A 24,271-nucleotide genomic window follows, 5' to 3' on the forward strand; every position below is an offset into this window, starting at 1 on the left:
GGTACAATACATGTAGAAGGCATTCTTCTTTAAATTATCTTTCGCCTTTAGAATACGGAAGGCTATTAAATAATCAAAAGAGAGCGGCATGACTTAACTTATTGTCCACATTTTTGTTGCAAGTCCATGGCCTTCCCATGATACATCTTTAAGAACGGGGAAAATGCCCCAAAACAAACCACCATAGAGAAAAGCCACAACAAAAGAAATGGCAATTAATTTGTAATAGTTTCTGAAAAGTCCAGAGAAGAATAGAAAGGAGGCAAAGGCGTAAACCAAACCGCTAGCCCCAATATGCCAGGCTTCTCGGCCACCCAGCCACAGCAAAATATTCGTGGTAAACAAGCAATACAAAACAATACGGAAAGCCAAGGGTCTGTAGAAATAGAAAATACCCCAGCTTAAGGCAAATATGGGAATTGTGTTTGCAATAAGATGTTCAAAATCGCTATGAATAAGAGGGGATGTGATAATCCCTAGTAAACCCTTGCTTTGTAAGGGGAATATGCCCAATTGATAAAAATCCAAATCGAGTCCCCATTCCAGGGTTTTGATCAACCAAATAAGAGAAACAAAAGCGACAGGGAAGATTAGAGATTGTTTCGATCTAATCTCTTGCAGTTTATTATCGTATGGTTTTTCGTTAATCAAAAGTTTCTGATTCAGTAAAGTCAATAATTGTTTCAGCCTTATTCTTCGAAATTTCGATAAGCTGTCCATCCTTGCACTCAATTACACGAGCAGGGAATTTAGCTAACAGGTCGTGTTGGTGGGTTGCCATAACTATGGTTTTACCACTTTTGCTGATGTCATGAAGCAATCGAACTAAATCGTCAGATGTTTCAGGATCTAGATTTCCCGTTGGTTCATCAGCAAGTATGATATCAGGTGAGTTTAAAAGTGCTCGCGCAATCACCATACGTTGTTGTTCACCACCCGATAGTTCGTGAGGCATTTTGTAACCTTTATTACTCATTTTTACCTTTTCCAGAACTTCAGATATGCGAGATTTAATATCATTTGAGTTTTTCCAACCTGTAGCCTTCAATACAAAATGGAGATTGTCTTCAATATTTCTATCGGTAAGGAGTTGGAAGTCTTGAAAAACAATACCAATTTTTCTTCTTAAGAAAGGCACTTGTTTATTCTTAATTAAAGGTAGATAATAACCAACAACTTTTCCAGTTCCTTCTTTTAGTGGTAAATCAGCATATAAGGTTTTCAGAAGACTACTTTTACCACTACCAACACGACCAATTAGATATACGAATTCACCCCTTTCAATTTCCAGATCTACATCTTTTAATATGATATTATCGGATTGACGAATGATAGCGTTATTTAGTTTTATGATGGAAGTTTCTGACATTGTATGTTAGGCTTATTGTTTGTACTGGACTTATTAGCGTTTTAAAGTCTCTGTTCTACAAATCTAGAAAATTATTTGGCATGGCCTTTGTTTGGTTTCAAAATTATCTGATTCTAAAAACAATTAGGCATAATAGCGCAATTTCTGCTATATTTTGACGTTCTTATAGGAAGGATAAGATTTTTATTTAAACAGTGTTTTTTCTATACGATCTGCTATCTGTTTTTGTATCTTTAAGCACATTTTTCAAAGCTAATTTCAATCACATATGATAATTGACAATATGCGCCTTAGACTTCTACTTTCCATCGTTTTCATATTCTTTCTAAGTCTTTCATTTAAAAACTCTTTTGCACAAAAGAGTGTAACTAGTCAGGTTTATTCTGACAATTGGAAAAAGGGGCACGATCTTTTTAAACGTAAAGATTTTGGTGGTGCCCGCTATTGTTTTCAGCAAGTGGCTGAGAAAGAAAAAGATTTCTCTGATAGAAAAATTGGAGCTGAGTTTTATTTGGCTTACTGCGCCATTGAGCTTTCACGCCCTGAGGCTGAGAAAAATATGTTAAGATTTCTAGATGAATATCCTGGTAGCTCATTTGTGCATCAAGCCTATTTCCAGTTAGCAAGGCAAAAATATAAGCAGAGGAAATATAATAAAGCTCTTGGTTGGTTAGAGAGAACAGATGCTTATCAGATTGAAAAAGATCAGGAAGATGAATTCTTATTTATTAAGGCCTATTGTTATTTTAAAACAGAGAATGTTGAACAAGCTGGAAAATATTTTTTCGATCTTATTGATAAAAAAGGAGAATATCAGTTGCCAGCCAATTATTACTATGCTCATATTGCTTACGAAAAAGGAAATTATCAAACAGCATTAAATGCCTTTGAAAATCTTGGTGATGATGATAGATATGCCCCTTTGATTCCCTACTATATCACTCAGATTTATTATTTACAAGAAAAGTATGATAAGTTGATTGCTTACGCTCCTAAGTTTCTTGCGAAATCGGATGTTGATAGAGTTCCTGAGATTGCCAAGATGATTGGTCTGTCTTATTATAATCAGAAGAACTACACGAATGCCATTACTTACCTAATTCAAGATAAAAAGAATCTACTAAGAGAAGAGAATTTTGCATTGGCATTTTCCTATTATCAGGTCAAGGATTATGATAAGGCGAGTGAGATGTTTCGTAAGGTGAGCGGGAAGGAAGATACAATGCTGCAAATTAGCACTTATAATTTAGCCGATTGTTATCTGAAAATTGGGGATAAGCAAGAAGCGAAGCTCGCTTTTGAAAAAGCTTCTAAAATGAGTGCCGATGGGGATATCAAGAAAAATTCTCTTTTCAATTTTGCAAAGATCAGTTATGAATTATCCTATTCTAAAACTGGAGAAACAATAAGTGCTTTTGATGATTATTTAAATCAGTATCCTGACTCTGATGAAAACGATGAAGCTTATGATTTCTTGGTGAGTGTATATAGGACAACTAAGAATTATAAGCAAGCTTTGTTATCAATGGATAGAATTATAAAGAAATCGCCACGCATTGAGGAAGCATATCAACGCGTCGCTTTCTTTTATGCCTTAGAATTATTTAAGCAGTCACGATACGAACTGTCTCTTCGATACTTGAATCAGTCGTTAGCTTATAAAAAATACAATAGAGAAATGGCCGCTGATTGTTTATACTGGAAAGCTGAGGCTTATTATCGAGCTAATGATTTTTTAGTGGCGAGCAAAAATTACCAAGAGTTTATACAAACACCTGGAGTAGGGAATTCAAAATACTTTGGTACTGCCTATTATAATTTGGGCTATTGTGAGTTTGAATTGGATGCCTACTCTAAAGCCATTAAATGGTTTCGTAAATATGAACAGCTAATGAAAGGAAAATCTTCACAATATTTAACTGATGTTCATAATAGAATTGGAGATTGTTATTTCTTAGATAGGAATTATGAGGAAGCCTCGGCTTATTACACCAAAGCTGCAGCGGCTAAAAATTGGTCTACAGATTACGCCGTATATCAGAATGCTCTTTCTAGAGGCTTGTCTGGGCAATTGGATGAGAAGATTGCTCTTTTGAAAAACTTTTCGCAAAAATTTCCAAAGTCAGACTATAAGGATGATGCTCTATTTGAATTAGCTAAGGCTAAAACTAAAAAAGGAAATGAAGGTGCAGCTCTGGAAATTTACAGCAGCTTAATAACAGATTATCCTAAGAGTGAATTTGTTGCAAAGTCATTACTGCAATTAGGGCAGTTGAATTATAATAAGAAGGACTATTCGGAAGCAATAAGGGATTATAGGCAAGTTATATTGGAGTATGCAGGTAGTAGCGAAGCAAAAAGTGCTTTAATGGGAATGAAGAATGTTTATATTGATATGAATAATGTTCCAGCTTATTTTGCTTTTGCAGAATCATTGGGAGCAGTGCATGTTGTTGATTCATCAGAAAAGGACTCGTTAACTTATTTGTCAGCAGAACGCTTATATATGGATGGTCAGAATGAAAAATCGATACAAGCTTTCTCTGAATATCTAATAACTTTTCCGCAAGGAATGTTTCGAATAAATGCAGCCTATTATCAAGGAGAATCTGCCTTTAATCGTCAGGATTTTAAGGAAGCATTACTTGCTTTTGAGATGGTTCTTGAAAGAGGAGATAACCTGTTTACTGAAAAAGCTTTATTAGGTGCATCTCAAATCTATTTTAAGCAAAAAGATTATTTAAAAGCAAAGGAATATTATAAATTGCTTAAGATAAAGACTGAAATAGATGAGAATAGATTAACGGCTGACTGGGGCTTGTATAGATGTTATTATGAGTTGAAGAATTATCCTGACTTAATAAAATTATCAAAGGATTTGCTTCTTTCTTCTAAGATTGAAAAAGGCGGAAGAAAAGAGATTTTATATAAGCGAGCTAAAGCTTATTTGGAGTTGGGTGATGATGCTTTGGCAGAAACGGATTTGCAGGAATTAGCTAAAGAAGTTCAGACTGTAGAAGGTGCAGAGTCACGATTTCTATTAGCTGAATTACTTTACAGAACTCAAAAAATAGATGAGGCAGAAAAACGAGTGAATGAATTTATTGAGATGAATTCATCACATCACTACTGGTTAGGTAAAAGTTTTATTCTGCTGTCGGATATTTTTATCGATAAAAAAGATGTCTTTCAGGCGCGTTACACCTTGCAAAGTGTGGTCGATAACTATGTAGCCAAAGATGATGGGATTATTGAAGCAGCTAAGGCAAAGTTGGAACCCATTTTAAATGATGATAAGCTTAAGGAGACGAATTTAAATAAGGGAACCACAACAAGCTTACAAGATAAAATTGAAACAAGTTCAATTAAAAAAGAGCTAAATAATAAACACCAAGTAAAGGTAGATTCATTATCCGCAGACGCAGCTAAATCAATCTTGAATGAGATGGTTGACGAGCTTGAAGATTAGGATCCTTATAAAATTATATCTGCAAAAGAAAACACACAACATATGAGAATAAAATCAATTTTATTAACAGGCGCATTTGCAGTAATGTGTTTGTTTGGACATGCTCAGGAGCAAAGAGATTTAAAAAAGGAAGTTAAAGTTAGAACCAATTTTAAACCTAAAATTAAGAAAGCAAAACGTATTGGGGAAATGCCTAGTGTTTTAGATACTGTAACTTTTAAAAAACGATTTGATTATTCAATCAGAAGTAAATCCTTAGATGTAAGTTTTAAGCCAGGATCGATTAAAGCAGCGAAAATGACAAGTGAGCGTTTTAAAAAGATTCAGGGGCATTCTTTTGATCTGGCTGCAGGGAATTATGCGAGTTTGTTTGCTGATTATCGTTATAATAGCCTTCAGTCAAAAAAGACAGATTTTGGTGCTCATCTACAACATTATTCTAGCAATGGTAAGTTAGAGTTAGAGAATGGGACCGAGGTGAAACCAGATTGGAAGGAATTTCTGGCAGAAATCTACGGAAATCATTATTTAGATGATGCAAAATTGAGCTCTCGTATTTTTTTCAAGCATAAATCTTTTAATTATTACGGTTCTCCTTTGTCTGATGGGGTAAAGAATATTTTTGATTACAATAATCAAAGATTTAATCATTTAGGACTTAATACAACTTATGAAACCTTAAATAAAAACGCTAAAGATTTAAATTATAAGCTAGGTGTTGAATTTGAATATTTCACGGATAAATATAATGTCAGTGAGGTGGATATGGGTGTGAATGGTAGTGCTGAAGTAAAGGTAGGGGAAGGTTTATGGTCTTTAGAAAGTTCATTGAATTTCATCCAAACCAATAATTTAGTGTATTGGAATTCAGAGTTGAAGGATCACGATGTGAGGTCTTCTTTATGGATGGTTAACCCATCTTACAATTTGACTTTAGGTAACTTTAATATGAGATTAGGTGTGAAAGCTCAAGCCATATTAGGAAATGATTCAGAGTTCAATCTTTATCCAGATGTCAAGTTCAACCTTGTTTTAGTTGATCGAGTATTGGATATGTTTGCAGGCTTGGATGGTAATCTGGATTTGAATACAATTCGTTCTATATCTGAAGCAAACCCATTTGTACATTCAGGTCTCGATGTTGAAAATACAAGCACTAATTATCGAGTTTATGGTGGTTTTAAAAGTAAAATATCCGCGAAATCAAGTGCTTTGTTTTCTATGGAATATTCGAATATAGATAAGCAATACTTTTTCTCAATGGCGAATATTGCTGTTTCGCCCCAGGGAGAGCTTCCAAGCCAAACAAACTATTCTAATAAATATGCTGTCGTTTACAACGATTTGTATAAAATCAGTTTTACTGGAGAATTAGATTTACAGCTAAATAAGCAGCTTAATCTTTATGCCTTGGCAAAATATACACATTATTCATTAGATGGCTTAGAAGAGCCATGGCATATGCCAAATTTCGAAATGGAGGCAAGAGCAAGCTATCGTTTTACCGATCAATGGCAATTTAATGCAAGATTGATATTTGTGGGTGAACGATCAGTGATGACCAATGAGAATATTGCTCAACTCGATGCAATAGCGGATTTTGGACTAGGTGCAGAGTATAAGTGGAACGATATTTTGTCGCTTTATGCCAATATGAATAATATTTTTGATGCTGAAACATATTTATGGCATGGCTACCCAAGTCAGGGTATTAATGGTATGATTGGCTTAAAGCTGATTTTTTAGGTAGCAGGTTATTACGAATTCATGTTGTGTTTAAAATTTGATACATAATATTTGAATTCTTAGAAGAATGGTTTGAGTTATTAATCTCTGAATAGATTAAAACTTGAACCATTTTTTTTGCCAAATAAATTGTTCATAAAAAACTCCATTTTTAAGTGCTATTTTATTGTAAAAATTTGATCTAAATTCATCATTTTTATTATCTTTGTTTATCTCAATAGAAATTAGTTTGAATTGGTGTAATGTGCTGATTGATAGAAAAATTAATCATTTCAAATTTGCGTAATCATCGACACGATGTCCTATACTATTTTGAGATCAAACTTCGAATGTTTAGAATCTGTAATAGAGATTCTTTTTTTTTGAAAAAGAATGTTCTTTTTCAGACTTCTACAAAATAATACTAAAGATCTGATAAATGAGTGATTTAGAAAATGTGAATAATGAAAATGCCGACTATTCAGCGAATAGTATTCAGGTATTAGAAGGTTTAGAGGCTGTTCGTAAGCGTCCTTCTATGTATATTGGTGATGTTAATTTAAAAGGTTTACATCACTTGGTTTATGAGGTTGTCGATAACTCTATTGATGAGGCTTTGGGTGGCTATTGTGACAATATCGAGGTCTTCATTAATGAAGATAACTCTGTTACAGTAAAGGATAATGGACGTGGTATTCCTACTGCACTTCATGAGAAAGAGAATAAATCAGCCTTAGAGGTTGTTATGACTGTTTTGCACGCTGGAGGTAAGTTTGATAAAGATTCTTATAAAGTCTCTGGTGGATTACACGGTGTGGGTGTTTCTTGTGTAAATGCTTTATCTATTTTATTGCAAGCAGAGATTCATCGTGATGGAAAAATCTATTTACAAGAATATTCAAAAGGGAAACCACTTGCGGATGTAAAAGTAATTGGAGAAACGGATCATCGAGGAACTAATATTACGTTCAAGCCAGATGATTCTATCTTTTTAGTAACAGAGTATAAATATGATATTTTAGCAGCTCGTTTGCGTGAGTTGGCTTTCCTTAACCGAGGAATTACTCTTCAGATTACTGATAAAAGAGATGTTCTTGATGATGGATCATTTAGAACTGAAACGTTCCATTCAGAAGAAGGCTTAAAAGAGTTTGTCCAGTATTTAGATGGTACTCGTGAACGTCTTATCGAGGATACGATTCATGTTTCAATTGATAAAAATGAGGTTCCTGTTGAGATTGCTTTGCAATACAATACTTCATTCTCTGAGAATATACATTCTTATGTGAATAACATCAATACGATTGAAGGTGGTACTCACCTAACTGGTTTCCGAAGAGGTTTAACCAGAACCCTTAAGTCTTTTGCAGATAAATCAGGCATGTTATCGAAACTTAAGTTCGATATTTCAGGAGATGACTTCCGTGAAGGTTTAACTGCAGTTGTTTCTGTTAAAGTTGCCGAACCACAGTTCGAGGGTCAGACAAAAACAAAATTAGGAAACTCAGAAGTAAGTATTGCTGTTGATCAGGCTGTAAGCACGATGTTAGCTAATTATTTGGAAGAACATCCCAAAGATGCCAGAACGATTGTTCAGAAGGTTATTATGGCTGCTACTGCTCGTCATGCTGCACGTAAGGCAAGAGAACTTGTACAACGTAAAACGGTATTGGGTGGTTCTGGTTTACCAGGAAAACTATCTGACTGTTCTGATAAAGATCCAGCCAACTGTGAAGTATTCCTTGTCGAGGGAGATTCGGCGGGTGGTACGGCTAAGCAAGGTCGTGATAGAAAATTTCAAGCAATTTTGCCCCTTAAAGGTAAGATTTTGAATGTTGAGAAAGCCATGCAACACAAGGTTTTCGAAAGTGAAGAAATTAAGAATATTTTTACAGCTCTGGGTGTTACTATTGGTACTGAAGAAGATAGTAAAGCTGCCAATGTTGAAAAAATTAGATACCATAAGATTGTGATCATGTGTGATGCCGACGTCGACGGTAGTCACATTGCAACACTTATTATGACTTTCTTCTTCCGTTACATGAAATCGTTAATTGAAAATGGTTACTTGTATATTGCAACTCCTCCTTTGTATTTAGTTAAAAAAGGAAAGAATCAGCAGTACTGTTGGAATGAAGATCAGCGAATCAAACTAATTGAAGAGTGGGGCGGAGGAAAAGAATCTGCTATGCACATTCAACGTTACAAAGGTCTTGGAGAGATGAGTGCTGAGCAGTTGTGGGAGACTACAATGAATCCAGAGGTAAGAACATTACGTCAGGTTACCATTGAAAATGCCGCTGAAACTGATCGCGTTTTCTCTATGTTGATGGGCGATGAGGTTCCACCTCGTCGTGAGTTTATTGAACAGAACGCCACTTATGCCAATATCGATGCTTAATAATTAGCATTTAAAATTTAAGAATTCAATTTGAGTTTTATATAATGGCCCTTGCGATTTGTTCGCAAGGGCCTTTTGTTTAAATAAAATACGACTATGAATAAAAATATATGTGTCTTTTGCTCATCGAGTGACTACCTGGCAGATAAATACTATGAAGCTGCTAGAGAGCTTGGAGCTGCGATTGGCTTCTCGGGAAACCACATTGTATATGGAGGTACGAATGTTGGTTTAATGCATGCATCTGCTTTGTCTACTAAACAAGCAGGTGGCCAGGTTATTGGTGTTATTCCAGAGTTGATTCAATCGAAAGGAATTGCATCTGATTATGCAGACGAATTAATAGTGACTTCGGATATGAAGGAACGAAAAGAAGTGATTCGAGAAAAATCGGATGCTTTTATTGCTCTACCTGGTAGCTTCGGAACTCTTGAGGAGATTATGGAAGTGATTACTTTAAAACAGTTAGGTTACCACTCTAAGGCAATTGTATTTGTTGATGTGGATGGGTTTTATTCAGCTTTAAAAGCCCAATTTGATATGCAATATCAAGAAAATTTTGCGAATGAATCTTTCCGTCAAATGTATGTTTTTGTAAATAATGCTGATGATGCTTTAGAGTATATCAACAACTATAAAGTCGTAGATCAGATGACGAAATGGGATTAGAATCTCATATTAATATATCTAATGAGCCTTCAGATCTTTAAGATATGAAGGCTTGTTATTTCAAAAAAAAGATTAATCTTAATTTATACATCAAGTTTACCATTAAAGACAAAAGTTGCTGGCCCTTTCAACCAAATGGTCTCAAATTTATCATCTTCTTTGTTATCAAAGAAAACTTCTAAGTTTCCACCTTTGGTTGTTACATAAAAGTGATTGCTTTCGGTCTTGAATTGCTTTTTAGCAGAAATGCATGATGCAACAACGCCTGTGCCGCAAGAATAGGTTTCGTCTTCTACGCCACGTTCATAGGTGCTAACTTTAATCTGATTGTTTTGCCCGGATATAAAGTTAACGTTTGTTCCTTCCTCCTTAAAACGCTGATTGTATCGAATTAATTTACCTTCGGAATAGGTGTCAAACTTTTCGTGACTATCGATGAATTTCGTATAGTGTGGAGAGCCTGTGTTTAAGTAATAGAAATCGTCTCCACTCTCAACATGGTCAACATTCTGCATTTGCAGGCTAACAATAAGTTGATCACTCTGGAAGCTAATATCAGCAAAGTGTTCCCCATCAACAGCTATAAAATGAGTTTTGTCTTTTATGATATTCAGATGATATGCGAAAGCAACTATACAACGTCCTCCATTACCACACATGCTTCCTTCTTTACCATCAGAGTTGAAATAACGCATTTTAAAATCGAAGCCCTCTTCGTTTTCAAGTAACATAAGCCCATCACAACCAATACCAAAACGTCTATCGCACAATTTTTCAACAAGAGAAATGTTTTCAGATGGAAAAGATTTATCTCTATTATCTACTAGAATGAAGTCATTACCAGTGCCTTGGTATTTTGAAAAGCAGATTTGCATTTTTATTATCTGTTAATAATTGTTAAGGAGTAATAATATCTGGATCTAAAATGATGAGATAATATTAAATTAATGTCAAAAATAGTAATACGGATTCAAATACGTTCATACAATTTAGAATTTTTAAATAAATACAAACTTTAAATTATGAATTTTAAAATGTTCTTAGGAAGAGTGCTTACAGCAATTGTAGGAGGTTTAATTGCTATATCTGTTTTTATTTATATGGAAGATAGAAAGGCTAATAGGAGTGAAATGCCTACTTATACAGATTCAAAGTTTGCGAATGTAACACATGTTGATACGAAGTTGGTCGATTTGTCTTACGCGGCAGAATTATCTGTAAAATCGGTGGTTCATGTAAAAACTCAATATGGAGGTCAGTCTTCGGGTTCGATCTATGATTTCTTTTTTGGAAACGGACGTTCTTTTTATTCACAACCTAGTCTTAGTTCAGGATCAGGTGTTATTATATCGGATGATGGCTATATTGTAACCAATAACCATGTTGTACGAAAGTCGGATCGTATTGAAGTTGTTTTGCATGATAAAAGATCATTTGTAGCCAAATTAATAGGACAGGATGCATCCACAGATTTAGCTTTATTGAAAATTGAGGGCAAAGATTTTCCCAAAATGGAATTAGGAGACTCTGATTCTTTAAAGCTTGGAGAGTGGGTGTTAGCCGTAGGAAACCCGTTTAATTTAACTTCTACGGTAACAGGGGGGATTATTAGTGCTAAATCGAGAAATATCGGCATCATGGGAGGACGAATGAGTATTGAGTCATTTTTGCAAACGGATGCAGCCGTTAACCCTGGAAATAGTGGCGGAGCCTTAGTTAATTCCAAAGGACAATTAGTTGGAATAAATACAGCTATTGAATCCAGAACTGGATCTTACTCTGGTTATTCCTTTGCAATTCCTGAAAGCATCTTCAAGAAAGTAATTGACGATTTAAAGAAGTATGGTGAAGTTCAGCGTGCATTTCTAGGCATAACGATTCGAAGTGTTGATGCGGATTTGGCAGGTAAATTAAAACTCGATGCGATTACAGGAGTTTATATCGATGGTGTGAATAAGAATGGTGCTGCAGATAAAGCGGGTATTCGATCTGGTGATGTTATAATTGAAATTGATAATAAGAAAACAAATACAAGTTCTGAATTACAAGAACGAATAAGTCAATATGCTCCAGGAGATAAAATAAATATTTTAGTAAAAAGAAAGGGGAAAAAGAAACATTTTGACTTAACTTTACGTAATATGATTGGTGGTACCCAACTGATTAATGATAATCAGATCGATTTATTGGGCGCAAAATTTCAAGAGATATCAAAAAAAGATATGTATACTCTAGGTATTCCTTATGGAATAGGCCTAAGTAAATTGGTTGATGGAAAATTGAAACGTGCAGGAATAAAGGAAGGGTATATAATTATTAGTATCAATAATAAGCCTATTTCTAGCGAGGATGATATTCGTAAGGCTTTAAGTGTGATAGAGGATGAGGGGGTATTTATTTCGGGTATTTATCCTAATGGATTGCATAAGTATTATGCTTTCTCTTTGGCAGAAGATTAATGGACTCGAAATCGCAAATTAATAAATAACTAGAATAAAATGCTATTCAATTTTGGCTATAAATTTTTAAAGAGCTAATTTTGCGCAATATTTCGAGTTGAAAAAGGGACTATGAGACAATTAAAGATAACAAAATCAATTACTAATCGCGAGAGTGCTTCACTAGATAAGTACTTGCAAGAGATTGGTAAAGAAGATCTTATTACTGTAGAAGAAGAAGTTGAATTGGCACAACGAATCAAAAAAGGTGATCAAAAAGCCTTAGAGAAGTTGACTCGAGCCAATTTACGTTTTGTTGTTTCTGTGGCTAAACAATACCAAAATCAAGGTTTAAGTCTACCTGACTTGATTAACGAAGGTAACTTAGGTTTGATTAAGGCGGCTGAGAAATTCGACGAGACTCGTGGTTTTAAATTCATTTCTTATGCGGTATGGTGGATACGTCAATCGATTTTGCAAGCTTTGGCTGAGCAGTCTCGTATTGTTCGTTTGCCATTGAACCAAGTAGGATCATTGAATAAAATCAACAAAGCTTTTTCTAAGTTTGAACAGGAGCATGAGAGAAAACCATCTCCAGAAGAACTAGCTGATCAATTGGAATTACCTGCTGATAAGGTTGCTGATACACTTCGTGTATCGGGACGTCATATCTCAGTTGATGCACCTTTTGTTGATGGAGAAGATAATTCTTTACTTGATGTACTGATTAATGACGACTCACCAATCGCTGACCGTAGCTTGTTGAACGAATCGCTAACTAAAGAGATCGATCGTGCCCTTGCTACTCTAACAGAGAGAGAAAGTGATATTATCAAACTATTTTTTGGTATCGGAATTCAGGAAATGACTCTTGAAGAGATCGGTGAAAAATTTGGTTTAACGCGTGAGCGTGTTCGTCAGATTAAAGAAAAAGCGATTCGACGTTTAAGACATACTTCAAGATCTAAACTACTTAAAACCTACTTGGGTTAATCGTTTAGAACTGTGAAAAAATAGATTGAGGCTATTGAATTAATTTTCAATAGCCTCTTTGCTATTTAAGAGTTTTTATGATTTCTCTTTTAAGAGTTTTTCCAACTTGTACATTTCATCACGGAATTGTGCTGCTTGAAGGAAATCAAGCTCTTTTGAAGCTTTTTGCATAGACTTCTTAGTTTTAGCAATGGACTTCTCAAGACTTTGCTTACTCATATACTGAACAACAGGATCAGCTGCAATCTCAATAGTCTCAGGACCACTATACGCTTTGGGATCAGCACTGCCGCCACTATTCTGCATAATACTTGTTTTGTCCTTGATAATCTGAGTTGGGGTTATATTGTGTTTGTCATTATAGGCTAACTGTTTTGCTCTTCGATAATTAGTTGAATCAATAGTCTCTTGCATTGATTTGGTAATTCTGTCAGCATACATGATTACTAAGCCATTTACATTACGAGCTGCACGACCTGATGTTTGGACCAGGGCTCTTGTAGAACGAAGGAAACCTTCTTTGTCCGCATCCAATATGGCAACCAATGAAACTTCAGGTAGATCTAAACCCTCTCGTAACAGATTGACGCCAATTAATACATCAAAAAGCCCCAGACGCAGATCTTCCATGATTTTCACCCTATCAAGAGTATCGACATCGGAGTGGATATAGCGACAGCGAATATTCAAATCTGCAAAGTATTGCGAAAGCTCTTCTGCCATTCGTTTGGTTAATGTGGTGACCAATACACGCTCATCAACTTCGCTTCTTTTATGTATTTCGGCAACCAAATCATCAATTTGATTTAAACTTGGACGTACATCAATTTGTGGGTCAAGAAGTCCTGTAGGACGAATGACTTGTTCAACCACCACACCTTCCGATTTTTCTAACTCATAATCAGTAGGAGTAGCACTCACATAAATGGTTTGAGAGGTGAGGGCCTCAAATTCGTCAAATTTTAAGGGCCTGTTATCCAGAGCTGAAGGCAGGCGGAAACCGTAATCAACCAAGTTAACTTTTCTGGAATGATCTCCCCCATACATGGCTTTCACTTGCGATAAGGTTACATGGCTCTCGTCAATAACCATCAGTAAATCGTCCGGAAAATAGTCGATCAGACAGAAAGGGCGCGAGCCTTGAGATCTGCCATCGAAGTAGCGGGAATAGTTCTCGATACCCGAGCAATAGCCCAATTCCCGAATCATCTCTAAATCGAAAACCACTTTGTCCTCAACACGTTTGGCTTCGATATGCTTGCCAATGCTTTTCAAGTATTCTACATGAGCCACCATATCGTCTTGAATCATCCTTATAGCATTCTGTACTTTATCTTTACTGGTGACAAAAATATTTGCGGGATAAATGGTAATTCTATCGTAGCGTTCAATCTTTTTCCCGTTTAAGGGATCGAAGGAGTATATTTCATCTATTTCATCATCCCAAAAAATAATACGGTAAGCAAAATCGGCGTATGCAGGGAAAATATCGATGGTATCTCCTTTAACTCTAAAGTTCGCCCGGTTAAATTCGACTTCGTTTCTCGAATATAAGGCATCAACAAAGGAAAGCAGGAGTTTGTTTCTCGAGATACGTTGCCCTTGTTTCAATTCTAGAACATTTGCATGGAAATCCTCAGGATTACCAATACCATATATACAGGATACTGATGAAACCACAATAACATCTCTACGACCCGAAAGTAGTGCAGATGTGGCACTCAATCTTAGCTTTTCAATCTCATCGTTTATCGCAAGATCTTTTTCGATATAAGTGTTAGTCGTAGGTAAATAGGCTTCAGGTTGGTAATAGTCGTAGTAACTCACAAAATACTCGACGGCATTATTAGGGAAGAAGTTTTTAAATTCACCGTAAAGTTGAGCCGCCAGGGTTTTGTTGTGGCTTAAAACAAGAGTAGGTCGCTGAATTTCCTTTATCACATTGGCGATAGTAAAGGTCTTTCCCGAACCTGTTACTCCCAAAAGAGTTTGATAGGGATTACCATCATTCAGCCCCGCTGTTAGCTGTTTGATGGCTTCAGGTTGATCACCAGTGGGCTGAAATTTTGAGACAAGTTTGAAATCCATACGAGAATAATTGCTTTGATTGTGGCTGTAAAACTAATAAAAAGAGAGCATATACATCAAATGCATATGCTCTAAAGCGTTTATTGGAACTTAATTTGAAATAATCGGTGTCCTTATTTATTTCTTAAGTTTGAAAAAAACAGGAAAATGATCGCTAAATCCACCATAGTATTTTGTTCCACCATAGGTTTTATTTGGTGTTAAAACCCCTTTTTTGTTTTTGAAGCAAATCCATTTGTTTCGATAAATTCGGCCTGAATTATGTGCGGTTTGATAGCCTCTTGACTCATTTAAAAGCGAGTTTGAAACAATTAAATTATCAAGCATATTCCATTCTCCTTTGTAATTATACGATCCTTCGTTATTGGCTTGTAAGTCGTACATGAGATTGAATAAACCCATGGGATTATTGGTATTTCTGTCATTATTTGCCTTGAGAGTTTCTATTACGGCTTTATCAGTTGGTTCGTCGTTAAAATCTCCCATGATAATAATTTTTGCAAAAGGGTTTTTTGCTTGAATAGTATTGACTGCTTTTCTCAACTGCTTGGCTACAAAAACTCGATTGGGTTCTGATTTTTCTTGTCCTCCACGACGAGAAGGCCAATGATTCACAAAAATGTTTAAAGTATCTTTTCTGCCAACTAAGCCTTGTACATATAGAATATCTCGGGTTTTATATTCCTTCTCCCAGGGGAATTCAATATTTATAGTTTCGTGTTTCAGGTATTTAAATTCACCTTTTTTGTATATCAGAGCACAATCAATTCCTCTCTTATCAGGACTTTCGTTATGCACAATTTGGTATTTCCCTTTCTTTAATCTTTCTCCATTAATGAGATCTTCAATAACGTCTTTGTTTTCAATCTCGCAAAGACCGATGATTTCAGGCAACACTTCTTTATTAATTGAACTCAAAACATAGCTAAGTTTGGAGAGCTTATCATTATATCTTCGAGTATCCCAATTAAGTTTACCCATTGGGGTAAAATCGTTATCCAATTTGTCCGGGTGGTTGATCGTATCGAAAAGGTTCTCTACATTATAGAACACAACCGTTATTTCTTTTTTCCCTTTAGAAAAAGATGAAAGACAAATGAGAGCAGCGGCAAGCAGAAGCAAAGCTTTTTTTAACATGAGCTTATTATTAAATTTTGATTATACCTTTTGGCGGTTTTCTTGTGGATTTATGGTCTGACTTCAAAGTTAGTGAAATTATCGATTTGAGGAAAGTTATCTGCTATTCCACTAAACTAGGCGATAAAAACTAACATTACATTTAAGTATAAAAAGTTTGAATCTCTGAATGTTGATAAAGAGAATAAAAGATAAAAAACTCCGAAAAACTTTCTTCTTTGTAACATTCGTTACACTTTTTGCTGATATCTTGCCTCATATTTGTGGTGTCGAAAGGGAATGTTACTCATCAAATAGTTTTGGTCTTTTTCTTTTCGATTTTGTAAGTTGAGAAATCTAAATAATAACTCTATAAAAAATTTAATTATGGCTATGTTTTGTTATCAGTGCCAAGAGGCAGCAAAAGGAACTGGATGTACAGTTAAAGGTGTTTGTGGAAAAACCGACGAAGTTGCAAACATTCAAGATTTATTGATGTACGTGATGAAAGGTATTTCTGTTTTCAGTACTAAAGCTCGTGAAGCTGGTGTTGAGAACGATAAGGTAAATAACTTTATCATGACAGGTTTGTTCATGACTATTACAAATGCCAATTTTGATAAGGTAAAATTTATTGCAGCTATTCGCGAAGGTCTTAAGTTACGTGAAGAAATTAAAACTCAAGCTGAATCAGCAGGTGTTACTTTTGAAAACCTTCATCATTCTGCAACATGGTTTGCTGATGCTGAAAACGATTTTGATGCAAAAGCTCGTTTCATTGGAGTTCTTTCAACTGAAAACGAAGATGTTCGTTCATTAAGAGAATTATTGATTTACGGATTGAAAGGATTTGCTGCTTATGTAGAGCATGCATATAACCTGGGACTTGAGAAAGCTGAAATGTATGCATTCATGCAAAAAGCTTTACAAGCAACAACTGATGATACATTAAGTGCTGACGACTTAGTTGCTTTAGTTATGGAGTGTGGTGCTAATGGTGTAACTGCTATGGCAACTCTTGACGAAGCGAATACAACGGCTTATGGTAATCCAGAAATTACTGAAGTAAACATAGGTGTAAGCGATAATCCAGGTATTCTAATCTCAGGTCACGACCTTAAGGATATGGAAGATTTATTAAAGCAAACTGAAGGAACTGGTGTTGATGTTTACACTCACTCTGAGATGTTGCCTGCTAACTACTACCCAGCATTCAAAAAGTATGAGCACTTTGTAGGTAACTACGGAAATGCATGGTGGAAACAGAATGAAGAGTTCGAAACGTTTAACGGACCTATCTTGTTCACAACCAACTGTATTGTTCCTCCAACTGCAAAATCTACATATCAAGATAAAGTATATACAACAGGAGCATCTGGTTTCCCAGGATTCAAGCATATTGAAGCTGATGAACATGGAAAGAAAGATTTCTCTGAGATTATTGAAGTAGCTAAGAAATGTGCTGCACCAACTGAAATTGAGAACGGAACAATCGTAGGTGGTTTTGCTCACAACCAGGTGATGCAATTGGCAGATAAAGTTGTTGATGCTGTAAAATCAGGAGCTATTCGTAAGTTCTTTGTAATGGCAGGTTGCGACGGTCGTATGAAAGGTCGTGATTACTATACTGAATTTGCTGCTGCTTTGCCAAAAGATACTGTAATCTTAACTGCAGGTTGTGCTAAATACCGTTACAACAAGCTTGAGCTTGGTGATATTGGAGGTATCCCAAGAGTATTGGATGCAGGCCAGTGTAACGACTCATATTCATTAGCTGTTATTGCATTGAAATTGAAAGAAGTATTTGAATTAAACGATATCAACGATCTACCAATTGCATACAATATTGCATGGTACGAGCAAAAAGCTGTAATCGTATTATTAGCTCTTCTTTCTTTAGGTGTTAAGAATATCCACTTGGGACCAACATTACCAGCTTTCCTTTCTCCAAATGTAGCTAAGGTATTGATCGATACATTCGGAATTGGTGGAATCGGAACTGTAGATGAGGACATGAAAATGTTTCTTAACTAAGAATTGAAATTTTACAACTAAACTATAGATATGTAGTGGCTTTGCAGTCACTACATATTCTTTACAAGCATTTGATAGGCAACTATCAGGTAGATTGCAACAAAAATCTTGTTAATAGGATTGGCGTTAGATCATATTTGGGTTAATAACTTAAACTGTTCAGAAAAGTGTTCATTCTTTTTTGAGCAGTTTTTGTCTATTTTAGGCATAGGTTTAAGTCCTCAAAATACAGTTATCGATGAAGAATTGGACAACATTTTTTAAAAAGCATCATAAGTGGCCATCATTGGTCCTCACTCTATTTATACTATTATTTGCACTCTCGGGTATCGTGATGAATCATCGAGAAACATTTTCTTCAATAGATGTTAATCGAGAATACTTAGGAGGTGAATACCAATATAAGAATTGGAATAAGGCCGCAGTCAAGTCAGGACTGCAACTTAAAGGGGATACGGCATTAATCTATGGTAATGTTGGTGTTTGGAAGACAAGTGACAATTATAAAAGCTTTGAAAATTTTAATCAAGGATTTCCTGAAGGAATTGATAATTGTAAAATTGAGAAGTTATTTAAAACAAGTTCGGGGGAACTTTATGCAGGAACTTTATTAGGGCTTTATCAGTTTAAGAATGAAACTTGGAAAAAGATTGAATTACCTGTGGAAGAAAAAAGAGTCGTGGATTTACTTGAAGTCAAAGGGAATTTTTATGTATTGACTCGTTCGAACCTTTTGAAACAAAATTCGACAGGTTTTGAAAAGGTCAATCTTTTGGCTAAAGCCGACTATGACGGGAAAATATCCTTGTTTAAGACTTTATGGGAAATGCATTCTGGAGAAGCCTTTGGACTGCTAGGAAAATTATTTGTCGATTTCATTGGCTTGGTGTTTATTCTACTTTGTTTATCAGGTTTGATCTATTTTATTTATCCCAAGTGGATAAGAAGACTTAAGGAAAAAGTAATAAAGGATAAAGGGAAAAGTGAAAACCATATTAAAAATAGAGTTAAACGAAAAGTTATATTTCTGAAGTTTAATTTGAAATGGCACAATCGCTTAGGTTATTGGATGATTATTTTTCTGATATTATCTTCTTTGACTGGCATGTTTTTACGTCCGCCTTTATTAATCTCTATTGCAAATGCCAAAGTCGATAAACTACCCTATACGCACCTTGATGATCCTAATCCCTGGTATGATCAATTGAGAAGAATACTCTATGATAAAGACTTGAATCGTGTGCTTTTAGCTAGCAATGAGGGGATTTATTATTCAGATGATTTCTTCGAGACAGAACCTGTGTCATTCCCCAATCAGCCAGCTGTTTCAGTCATGGGAGTTAATGTTTTTGAAGTTGTAAAACCTGGTCAATATTTGGTTGGCTCTTTTTCTGGCTTATTTTATTGGATTCCTGAAAGCGCCTTAATCTTTGACTATTTTACAAAGAAGCCTCATGTATCTGTCAAGAGAATGGGGCCACCTATTTCATCCTATCCAATTGCGGGTTATTTGCTCGATGCTAATGGACGCGAATTTGTTTTCGACTACAATTTAGGAGTCGGGAATATGACTGACGCGAATCACTTTGTGAATATGCCTGAGCAAATTCAAAAGGCTCCAATGTCTTTGTGGAATCTTTGCCTTGAGATTCATACAGGAAGGATTTATCAGTACATCTTTGGGCAATTCTATATTTTATTTATTCCCCTAGCAGGTTTGACTATACTTTGGATTCTTATAACTGGTTTAGTACTCTACTTGAAAAGGCGGAAGAAGTGATCGGATTAGAATAATTTAATTTTGCTTCGGGTATTCTCAGAGCTTTTTATTTTACTGCATTCAGTGGATTAGTTATCTTAAAAATGTTTATTTTCGATACTCATTATAATTAATCTTATTGCAAATGGCAGTTATCGGTTCATACCCTCTTATTATTGCAGGTTGTTTAATCATTTTGCTCTCGTTTATTTTCACTAAAATAGCCAACAAAACAAACGTTCCTGCTGTTCTTATGCTGATAGGTTTGGGTGTGTTTATTCAATATGGTTTAAAATTGATGAAGATTCCTGAGATTGACTTTTTTCCAATTCTCGAGGTGATTGGAATTATAGGTTTGATCATGATTGTATTGGAAGCGGCCTTAGAGCTGGAATTGAAGAAAGAAAAAATCAAGATTATCTTAAAATCACTTTTAATTGCAGCATTAGGATTAGGTCTTTCATTATTAGCTGCTGCTGGAATTATTTTTTATTTAATTCCTGAAATGGATTGGTATACAGCCATGCTCTATGCGACACCACTCTCTATACTGTCAAGTGCCATTATTATTCCCAGTGTCGGGAACTTAAGTGAGGAAAAAAAGGAGTTTCATGTCTATGAAAGCACATTCAGTGATATTATAGGGATCATGTTTTTCTATTTTGTTTTGAATGTTATCGAGTTTCAAAATCCAGATCCTGCAGCCATTTCAGAAGTGATGCATCCTATGATAAGTTTTGGTATAAGTATTAGTGTTTCAGTACTGGTTGCTTTTGCTGCCAGTTATATGCTCTTGTATATCTTTCAGTTCATAAACGAAGGAGCACGTTTATTTTTATTGATTTCCCTCTTGGTTTTACTTTATGCCGTGGGTAAAATGTTACATCTGTCTCCTCTGATTATCATTTTGGTGTTTGGTGTCATTGTTCAAAATAACGAGCTTTTTTATCAGGGCTTTTTACGTCGCTATTTCCATAAAAAAAAGTTTGAAATTCTAAAGCGAGAATTGCATGTTATAACTATGGAGTCTGCTTTTGTGGTAAGAACATTTTTCTTTGTGATTTTCGGAGCAAGTATATTGATGTCTAGCTTATTTAGTTTGAAAGTGTTGGGTGTTAGTTTATTGCTTTTAATCAGTATTTATGCTATACGTTGGTTATTCCTTCGTGCTTTTATGGGGTTCGATATTTTCCCTCAACTTTGGATTGCACCACGTGGATTAATTACAGTCCTTTTATATTATGCTATTCCTCAGAAATATAGCAATGAATTTTTCGACTCAGGAATACTTTTGTTCATCATTATTGCAACTAGCCTTGTTATGACATGGGGGCTTATTCGTTCTGCCAAAGTTCAAGATATTCCTTTAATTGTCAATCCAATTATTGAAGAAGAAACACTTGATGAAAAGGAATTCTATCACGATTCTATTCCTTAATAGTTAGGACGCTTATTTTATTTCAAAAGATAGGCTAAGAATAAAATTTCTACCGGGAGCCGATATCCCCGATGAATAAGGACGGTAAGCTTTGTCGAAAATGTTCTCGATACTGAAACCTAGAATAATTTTATCTCTAAGTTGATAACTGTTATTTAAATTAAAGCTAACCCATCTAGGAGAATAGGGTAGGCCATTATTATCTTTTGCATACATATAAGCTTTGTCTTTCTCGGTATCTGCCAAATCTTTGTTGGCAATTTCGCCATTATACTCAATAGATAATCTTGACTTTAATTTTTTTGACTTGTATTTTAGAGCCATAGATGCAAAAGTTGGAGGCACATGTCTTACAGGGCTTCCATCTTTATATTCTCCTTTAGAGCGATTGTAATAAGCATTTAGTAAAAGATTTGAAGTGAGCTGAGCATTCGCTTTTAAACTAAAACCATAAACTATCGCTTTCTCATCGTTTACTATGGCTTGTACTTCACTTTCTACACCATCGTACATTAGTGTTGTTTGTCCATTGAAACTGAAATCGCGACGGACCATAGCATCTTTCAAAATGGAATAAAAACCATTGATATCAATGAATAAGTCAGGTGTAATATTTTTACTGATGTTAAAATCAAAATTGTAAGCGTATTCGGGTTTTAGATTCTTATTTGGAACAATAACTTTTCCGGGTTCAGAATCAAATACTTTTCCTATATCGTCAATATTAGGTGCTCTAAAACCAGTTGTCATATTTAGTTTTAAAAGATAGTTGTTTTGAGTCTGCAAAGTCGCACCAATACTACCGTTTAAGGCGCCTGTATTCAGATCTAAGTCGTCAAAAGGAAAGTCATAGAATTCAGTATCTAATTTTGACTTTAACCAAATATGTGAATAACGTAAACCTCCATTTATAGTCCATCTATCATGAAGTTTCCATTTTAAATTGGTATAGGAGGCTTGGCTTGAATAACTTGAATGATTAGGATAACGACTTGGTAGAGGTGAAGTGGCTGAGTTTAAGATGTTCTTTTTATAACCAGTCGAATTTAAGTAATTGTGCAAATATTCTGCTCCATAAAAAAGTTCAAATTGGTCATTGATTTTTTTGTTAAAATCGATATTTGTGGAGAATATATCAAGATCTTCGAATCGTTTACTAATATTGTCACTATTGAGTTTTCTTGAATGGCGACTTTCTTTATAATTCTGATAGGCAGCAATCAATTTAAAGCTGTCGAATATTGTATTTGCTCTTTTATTCGCGATGTTCAGTGAATGAAATTGAAGTTTTTGTGGACCATAATACCATTCGGCATACTTTAGTTCATCTCCCGAATATTGAATTAATCGATCGTATCTAGGGATATCTGAAGTGGTAGAATATAGGAAATTGTATTGCAATTCAGTATTTGCAGAAACTTTATATCTTAGTTTTTGTATGATATTCAGTTGATCAAACTTACTACCTTCTTGCACATAAGGATCTGGATTTTTAACAATCTGATCTTCACCATTTTCTTGAATAACATATTCGTTTCTATCGTATTGATTGCTGCCATTTTTGCCCATTTTCAAATCGGAATAATCTGAATGGCTAATATTACCTGCATAACTCCATTTATTGTTTCCAACAAAATATCGAGTATGGAGTCCAAGTTCATGATTAGCGGAGGCATATTTAGTTTTATGGTTTAATTGAAAATTTAAACTTGAATCCGTAGAGAGTTTAGGCTTGATGGTATGAAAATCCATCACACCGCCTATTGCATCACTTCCATATATAACAGAGCCAGGACCAAGAACCACCTCTGCAGACTCTAAGCTATTGGGATCGATATTAAGAAGATTTTGCAAATTGCCGCTTCTATATATTGCGTTGTTTAAACGCACACCATCGAGTACAATTAGAACCCTATTTGCAGCAAAGCCTCTAATCATTGGACTACCTCCGCCCATTTGACTCTTCTGAATAAATACTTGTCCACTTTCCTTAAGTAAGTCGGCAGATGTTGAAACTTCACTATTTATGATTGCTCTATTATCAATTTGAATTAAGCTAACAGGAACTTCATTGGGATTCTGTTCCCACTTATTGGCAGCAATTGTTATTTCATTTATTTTGAAAAGTTGAGGGGTAAGTTCCACAATAAAATTGTTCTCAGCTATTTCCTTGTATGTAAGGTGCAAATTTTGAAAAGAAGGATGTTGGAAAACGATAATGTCATCTTTTGAGAATGATGATATGTTGGCTTCGCCTTTATTTGTAGTTGATGTAGATGTTTTTTTTGTGTAGAGATATACATTCTCAATAGATTTCTTAGTAGAAGCATCTATTATTTTAATATTTTGGGATAGGGATACAAACGAATAGATTAGAAGAAAGAAAGTGAGTATAGATCTAAGCATAGATTGGCTTTATATTCAATTTATAAATTGATTTTGTTTATGAACAATACAAAAGTAAAATAAACTTTGATATAAATAATCAAAAACAAAAGCTTGTCCTAAGGGACAAGCTTTTATTGGTATGTCGGGCATGGTGATATACTAGCAGGATGTAAGTTCCTTGTGTACGCCGAGTTGATAGGAAGTACTAGCGATTGGCAAGGGTGTTGTAGGTGACTACAAATCTGAAGGAAGCCATCAGCAAAGTCGATGTTCTAACGAACAGAAATCTGATATAAGGCTCAAATGGGAAGGGTAACCGAGCCATAGATTGGGAACGCCCAAAATTCAACCGTAATCCCATAGGGTAAATCAGATAGGACACGA

15 protein-coding genes are annotated in these 24,271 nt (G+C 35.2%); 9 read left to right on the top strand and 6 right to left on the bottom strand.

Annotation, left to right across the window (positions count from 1 at the left end; genetic code table 11):
• Positions 1-93 precede the first annotated feature (93 nt).
• Both DWB61_RS16820 and DWB61_RS16825 read right to left on the bottom strand, forming a co-directional pair.
• Positions 94-651, bottom strand: coding sequence for a rhomboid family intramembrane serine protease (locus DWB61_RS16820; protein WP_158614456.1), 558 nt, complete (start codon positions 649-651; stop codon positions 94-96).
• Positions 644-1,369 (bottom strand): cell division ATP-binding protein FtsE, encoded by a 726-nt coding sequence (locus tag DWB61_RS16825; protein WP_125032106.1) that lies wholly within the window; start codon positions 1,367-1,369, stop codon positions 644-646. The genes DWB61_RS16820 and DWB61_RS16825 overlap by 8 nt, the downstream gene beginning before the upstream one ends.
• A gap of 268 nt (positions 1,370-1,637) precedes the next feature.
• Here DWB61_RS16825 and DWB61_RS16830 point away from each other — a divergent pair, with 268 nt between their 5' ends.
• From DWB61_RS16830 to DWB61_RS16845, 4 genes are all read left to right on the top strand, one after another.
• A complete protein-coding gene (locus DWB61_RS16830) occupies positions 1,638-4,838 on the top strand; it encodes a tetratricopeptide repeat protein (RefSeq protein ID WP_125032107.1) in 3,201 nt (1,066 codons plus the stop codon).
• 42 nt (positions 4,839-4,880) lie between these two features.
• Positions 4,881-6,584, top strand: a complete 1,704-nt coding sequence (locus DWB61_RS16835) for a TonB-dependent receptor (protein ID WP_125032108.1) — start codon at positions 4,881-4,883, stop codon at positions 6,582-6,584.
• Positions 6,585-7,002: 418 nt separating this feature from the next.
• A complete protein-coding gene (gene gyrB, locus DWB61_RS16840) occupies positions 7,003-8,964 on the top strand; it encodes a DNA topoisomerase (ATP-hydrolyzing) subunit B (RefSeq protein WP_125032109.1) in 1,962 nt (653 codons plus the stop codon).
• Positions 8,965-9,060: 96 nt separating this feature from the next.
• The gene (locus DWB61_RS16845; protein ID WP_125032110.1) at positions 9,061-9,633 is read left to right on the top strand and encodes an LOG family protein; all 573 of its coding nucleotides are present in this window, start codon (positions 9,061-9,063) and stop codon (positions 9,631-9,633) included.
• Positions 9,634-9,716: 83 nt separating this feature from the next.
• Here DWB61_RS16845 and dapF read toward each other — a convergent pair whose 3' ends face one another.
• Positions 9,717-10,508 (bottom strand): diaminopimelate epimerase, encoded by a 792-nt coding sequence (gene dapF / locus DWB61_RS16850; protein WP_125032111.1) that lies wholly within the window; start codon positions 10,506-10,508, stop codon positions 9,717-9,719.
• Between the two features lie 147 nt (positions 10,509-10,655).
• On the opposite strand from dapF, the gene DWB61_RS16855 reads away from it, so the two are divergent.
• Both DWB61_RS16855 and DWB61_RS16860 read left to right on the top strand, forming a co-directional pair.
• Positions 10,656-12,092 carry a trypsin-like peptidase domain-containing protein gene (locus tag DWB61_RS16855; protein WP_125032112.1) on the top strand — a complete coding sequence of 479 codons (1,437 nt, stop codon included), beginning with the start codon at positions 10,656-10,658 and terminating at the stop codon, positions 12,090-12,092.
• Positions 12,093-12,203: 111 nt separating this feature from the next.
• On the top strand, positions 12,204-13,064 hold the full coding sequence (locus DWB61_RS16860; RefSeq protein ID WP_125032113.1) for a sigma-70 family RNA polymerase sigma factor: 861 nt from the start codon (positions 12,204-12,206) through the stop codon (positions 13,062-13,064).
• A 75-nt stretch (positions 13,065-13,139) separates the two neighbouring features.
• On the opposite strand, the gene uvrB is transcribed toward DWB61_RS16860, so the two are convergent.
• Positions 13,140-15,152, bottom strand: a complete 2,013-nt coding sequence (gene uvrB / locus DWB61_RS16865; RefSeq protein WP_125032114.1) for an excinuclease ABC subunit UvrB — start codon at positions 15,150-15,152, stop codon at positions 13,140-13,142.
• Positions 15,153-15,269: 117 nt separating this feature from the next.
• Positions 15,270-16,289, bottom strand: coding sequence for an endonuclease/exonuclease/phosphatase family protein (locus DWB61_RS16870; RefSeq protein ID WP_125032115.1), 1,020 nt, complete (start codon positions 16,287-16,289; stop codon positions 15,270-15,272).
• 366 nt (positions 16,290-16,655) lie between these two features.
• On the opposite strand from DWB61_RS16870, the gene hcp reads away from it, so the two are divergent.
• The 3 genes from hcp to DWB61_RS16885 all read left to right on the top strand — a co-directional run bounded on the left by hcp (position 16,656) and on the right by DWB61_RS16885 (position 21,499).
• Entirely contained in the window at positions 16,656-18,302 is a 1,647-nt protein-coding gene (gene hcp, locus DWB61_RS16875) for a hydroxylamine reductase (RefSeq protein WP_125032116.1), read from the top strand.
• Between the two features lie 238 nt (positions 18,303-18,540).
• Positions 18,541-20,082: a PepSY-associated TM helix domain-containing protein gene (locus tag DWB61_RS16880; protein ID WP_125032117.1), complete on the top strand. Its 1,542-nt coding sequence runs from the start codon at positions 18,541-18,543 to the stop codon at positions 20,080-20,082.
• A gap of 124 nt (positions 20,083-20,206) precedes the next feature.
• Complete coding sequence (locus tag DWB61_RS16885; RefSeq protein ID WP_125032118.1) at positions 20,207-21,499, top strand: cation:proton antiporter domain-containing protein; 1,293 nt, start codon at positions 20,207-20,209, stop codon at positions 21,497-21,499.
• Between the two features lie 12 nt (positions 21,500-21,511).
• On the opposite strand, the gene DWB61_RS16890 is transcribed toward DWB61_RS16885, so the two are convergent.
• A complete protein-coding gene (locus DWB61_RS16890) occupies positions 21,512-23,905 on the bottom strand; it encodes a TonB-dependent receptor plug domain-containing protein (RefSeq protein WP_125032119.1) in 2,394 nt (797 codons plus the stop codon).
• Positions 23,906-24,271 lie beyond the last annotated feature (366 nt).

The sequence above is a fragment of the Ancylomarina euxina genome (assembly GCF_003863355.1).
In the GTDB taxonomy this organism is placed as follows: domain Bacteria; phylum Bacteroidota; class Bacteroidia; order Bacteroidales; family Marinifilaceae; genus Ancylomarina; species Ancylomarina euxinus.

What these genes read in the sequence shown, in the direction of transcription:
- DWB61_RS16825 (WP_125032106.1), bottom strand. Translation starts at nt 1,369, where the DNA reads ATGTCAGAAACTTCCATCATAAAACTAAATAACGCTATCATTCGTCAA.
- DWB61_RS16830 (WP_125032107.1), top strand. Translation starts at nt 1,638, where the DNA reads ATGATAATTGACAATATGCGCCTTAGACTTCTACTTTCCATCGTTTTC.
- DWB61_RS16835 (WP_125032108.1), top strand. Translation starts at nt 4,881, where the DNA reads ATGAGAATAAAATCAATTTTATTAACAGGCGCATTTGCAGTAATGTGT.
- gyrB (WP_125032109.1), top strand. Translation starts at nt 7,003, where the DNA reads ATGAGTGATTTAGAAAATGTGAATAATGAAAATGCCGACTATTCAGCG.
- DWB61_RS16845 (WP_125032110.1), top strand. Translation starts at nt 9,061, where the DNA reads ATGAATAAAAATATATGTGTCTTTTGCTCATCGAGTGACTACCTGGCA.
- dapF (WP_125032111.1), bottom strand. Translation starts at nt 10,508, where the DNA reads ATGCAAATCTGCTTTTCAAAATACCAAGGCACTGGTAATGACTTCATT.
- DWB61_RS16855 (WP_125032112.1), top strand. Translation starts at nt 10,656, where the DNA reads ATGAATTTTAAAATGTTCTTAGGAAGAGTGCTTACAGCAATTGTAGGA.
- DWB61_RS16860 (WP_125032113.1), top strand. Translation starts at nt 12,204, where the DNA reads ATGAGACAATTAAAGATAACAAAATCAATTACTAATCGCGAGAGTGCT.
- uvrB (WP_125032114.1), bottom strand. Translation starts at nt 15,152, where the DNA reads ATGGATTTCAAACTTGTCTCAAAATTTCAGCCCACTGGTGATCAACCT.
- DWB61_RS16870 (WP_125032115.1), bottom strand. Translation starts at nt 16,289, where the DNA reads ATGTTAAAAAAAGCTTTGCTTCTGCTTGCCGCTGCTCTCATTTGTCTT.
- hcp (WP_125032116.1), top strand. Translation starts at nt 16,656, where the DNA reads ATGGCTATGTTTTGTTATCAGTGCCAAGAGGCAGCAAAAGGAACTGGA.
- DWB61_RS16880 (WP_125032117.1), top strand. Translation starts at nt 18,541, where the DNA reads ATGAAGAATTGGACAACATTTTTTAAAAAGCATCATAAGTGGCCATCA.
- DWB61_RS16885 (WP_125032118.1), top strand. Translation starts at nt 20,207, where the DNA reads ATGGCAGTTATCGGTTCATACCCTCTTATTATTGCAGGTTGTTTAATC.
- DWB61_RS16890 (WP_125032119.1), bottom strand. Translation starts at nt 23,905, where the DNA reads ATGCTTAGATCTATACTCACTTTCTTTCTTCTAATCTATTCGTTTGTA.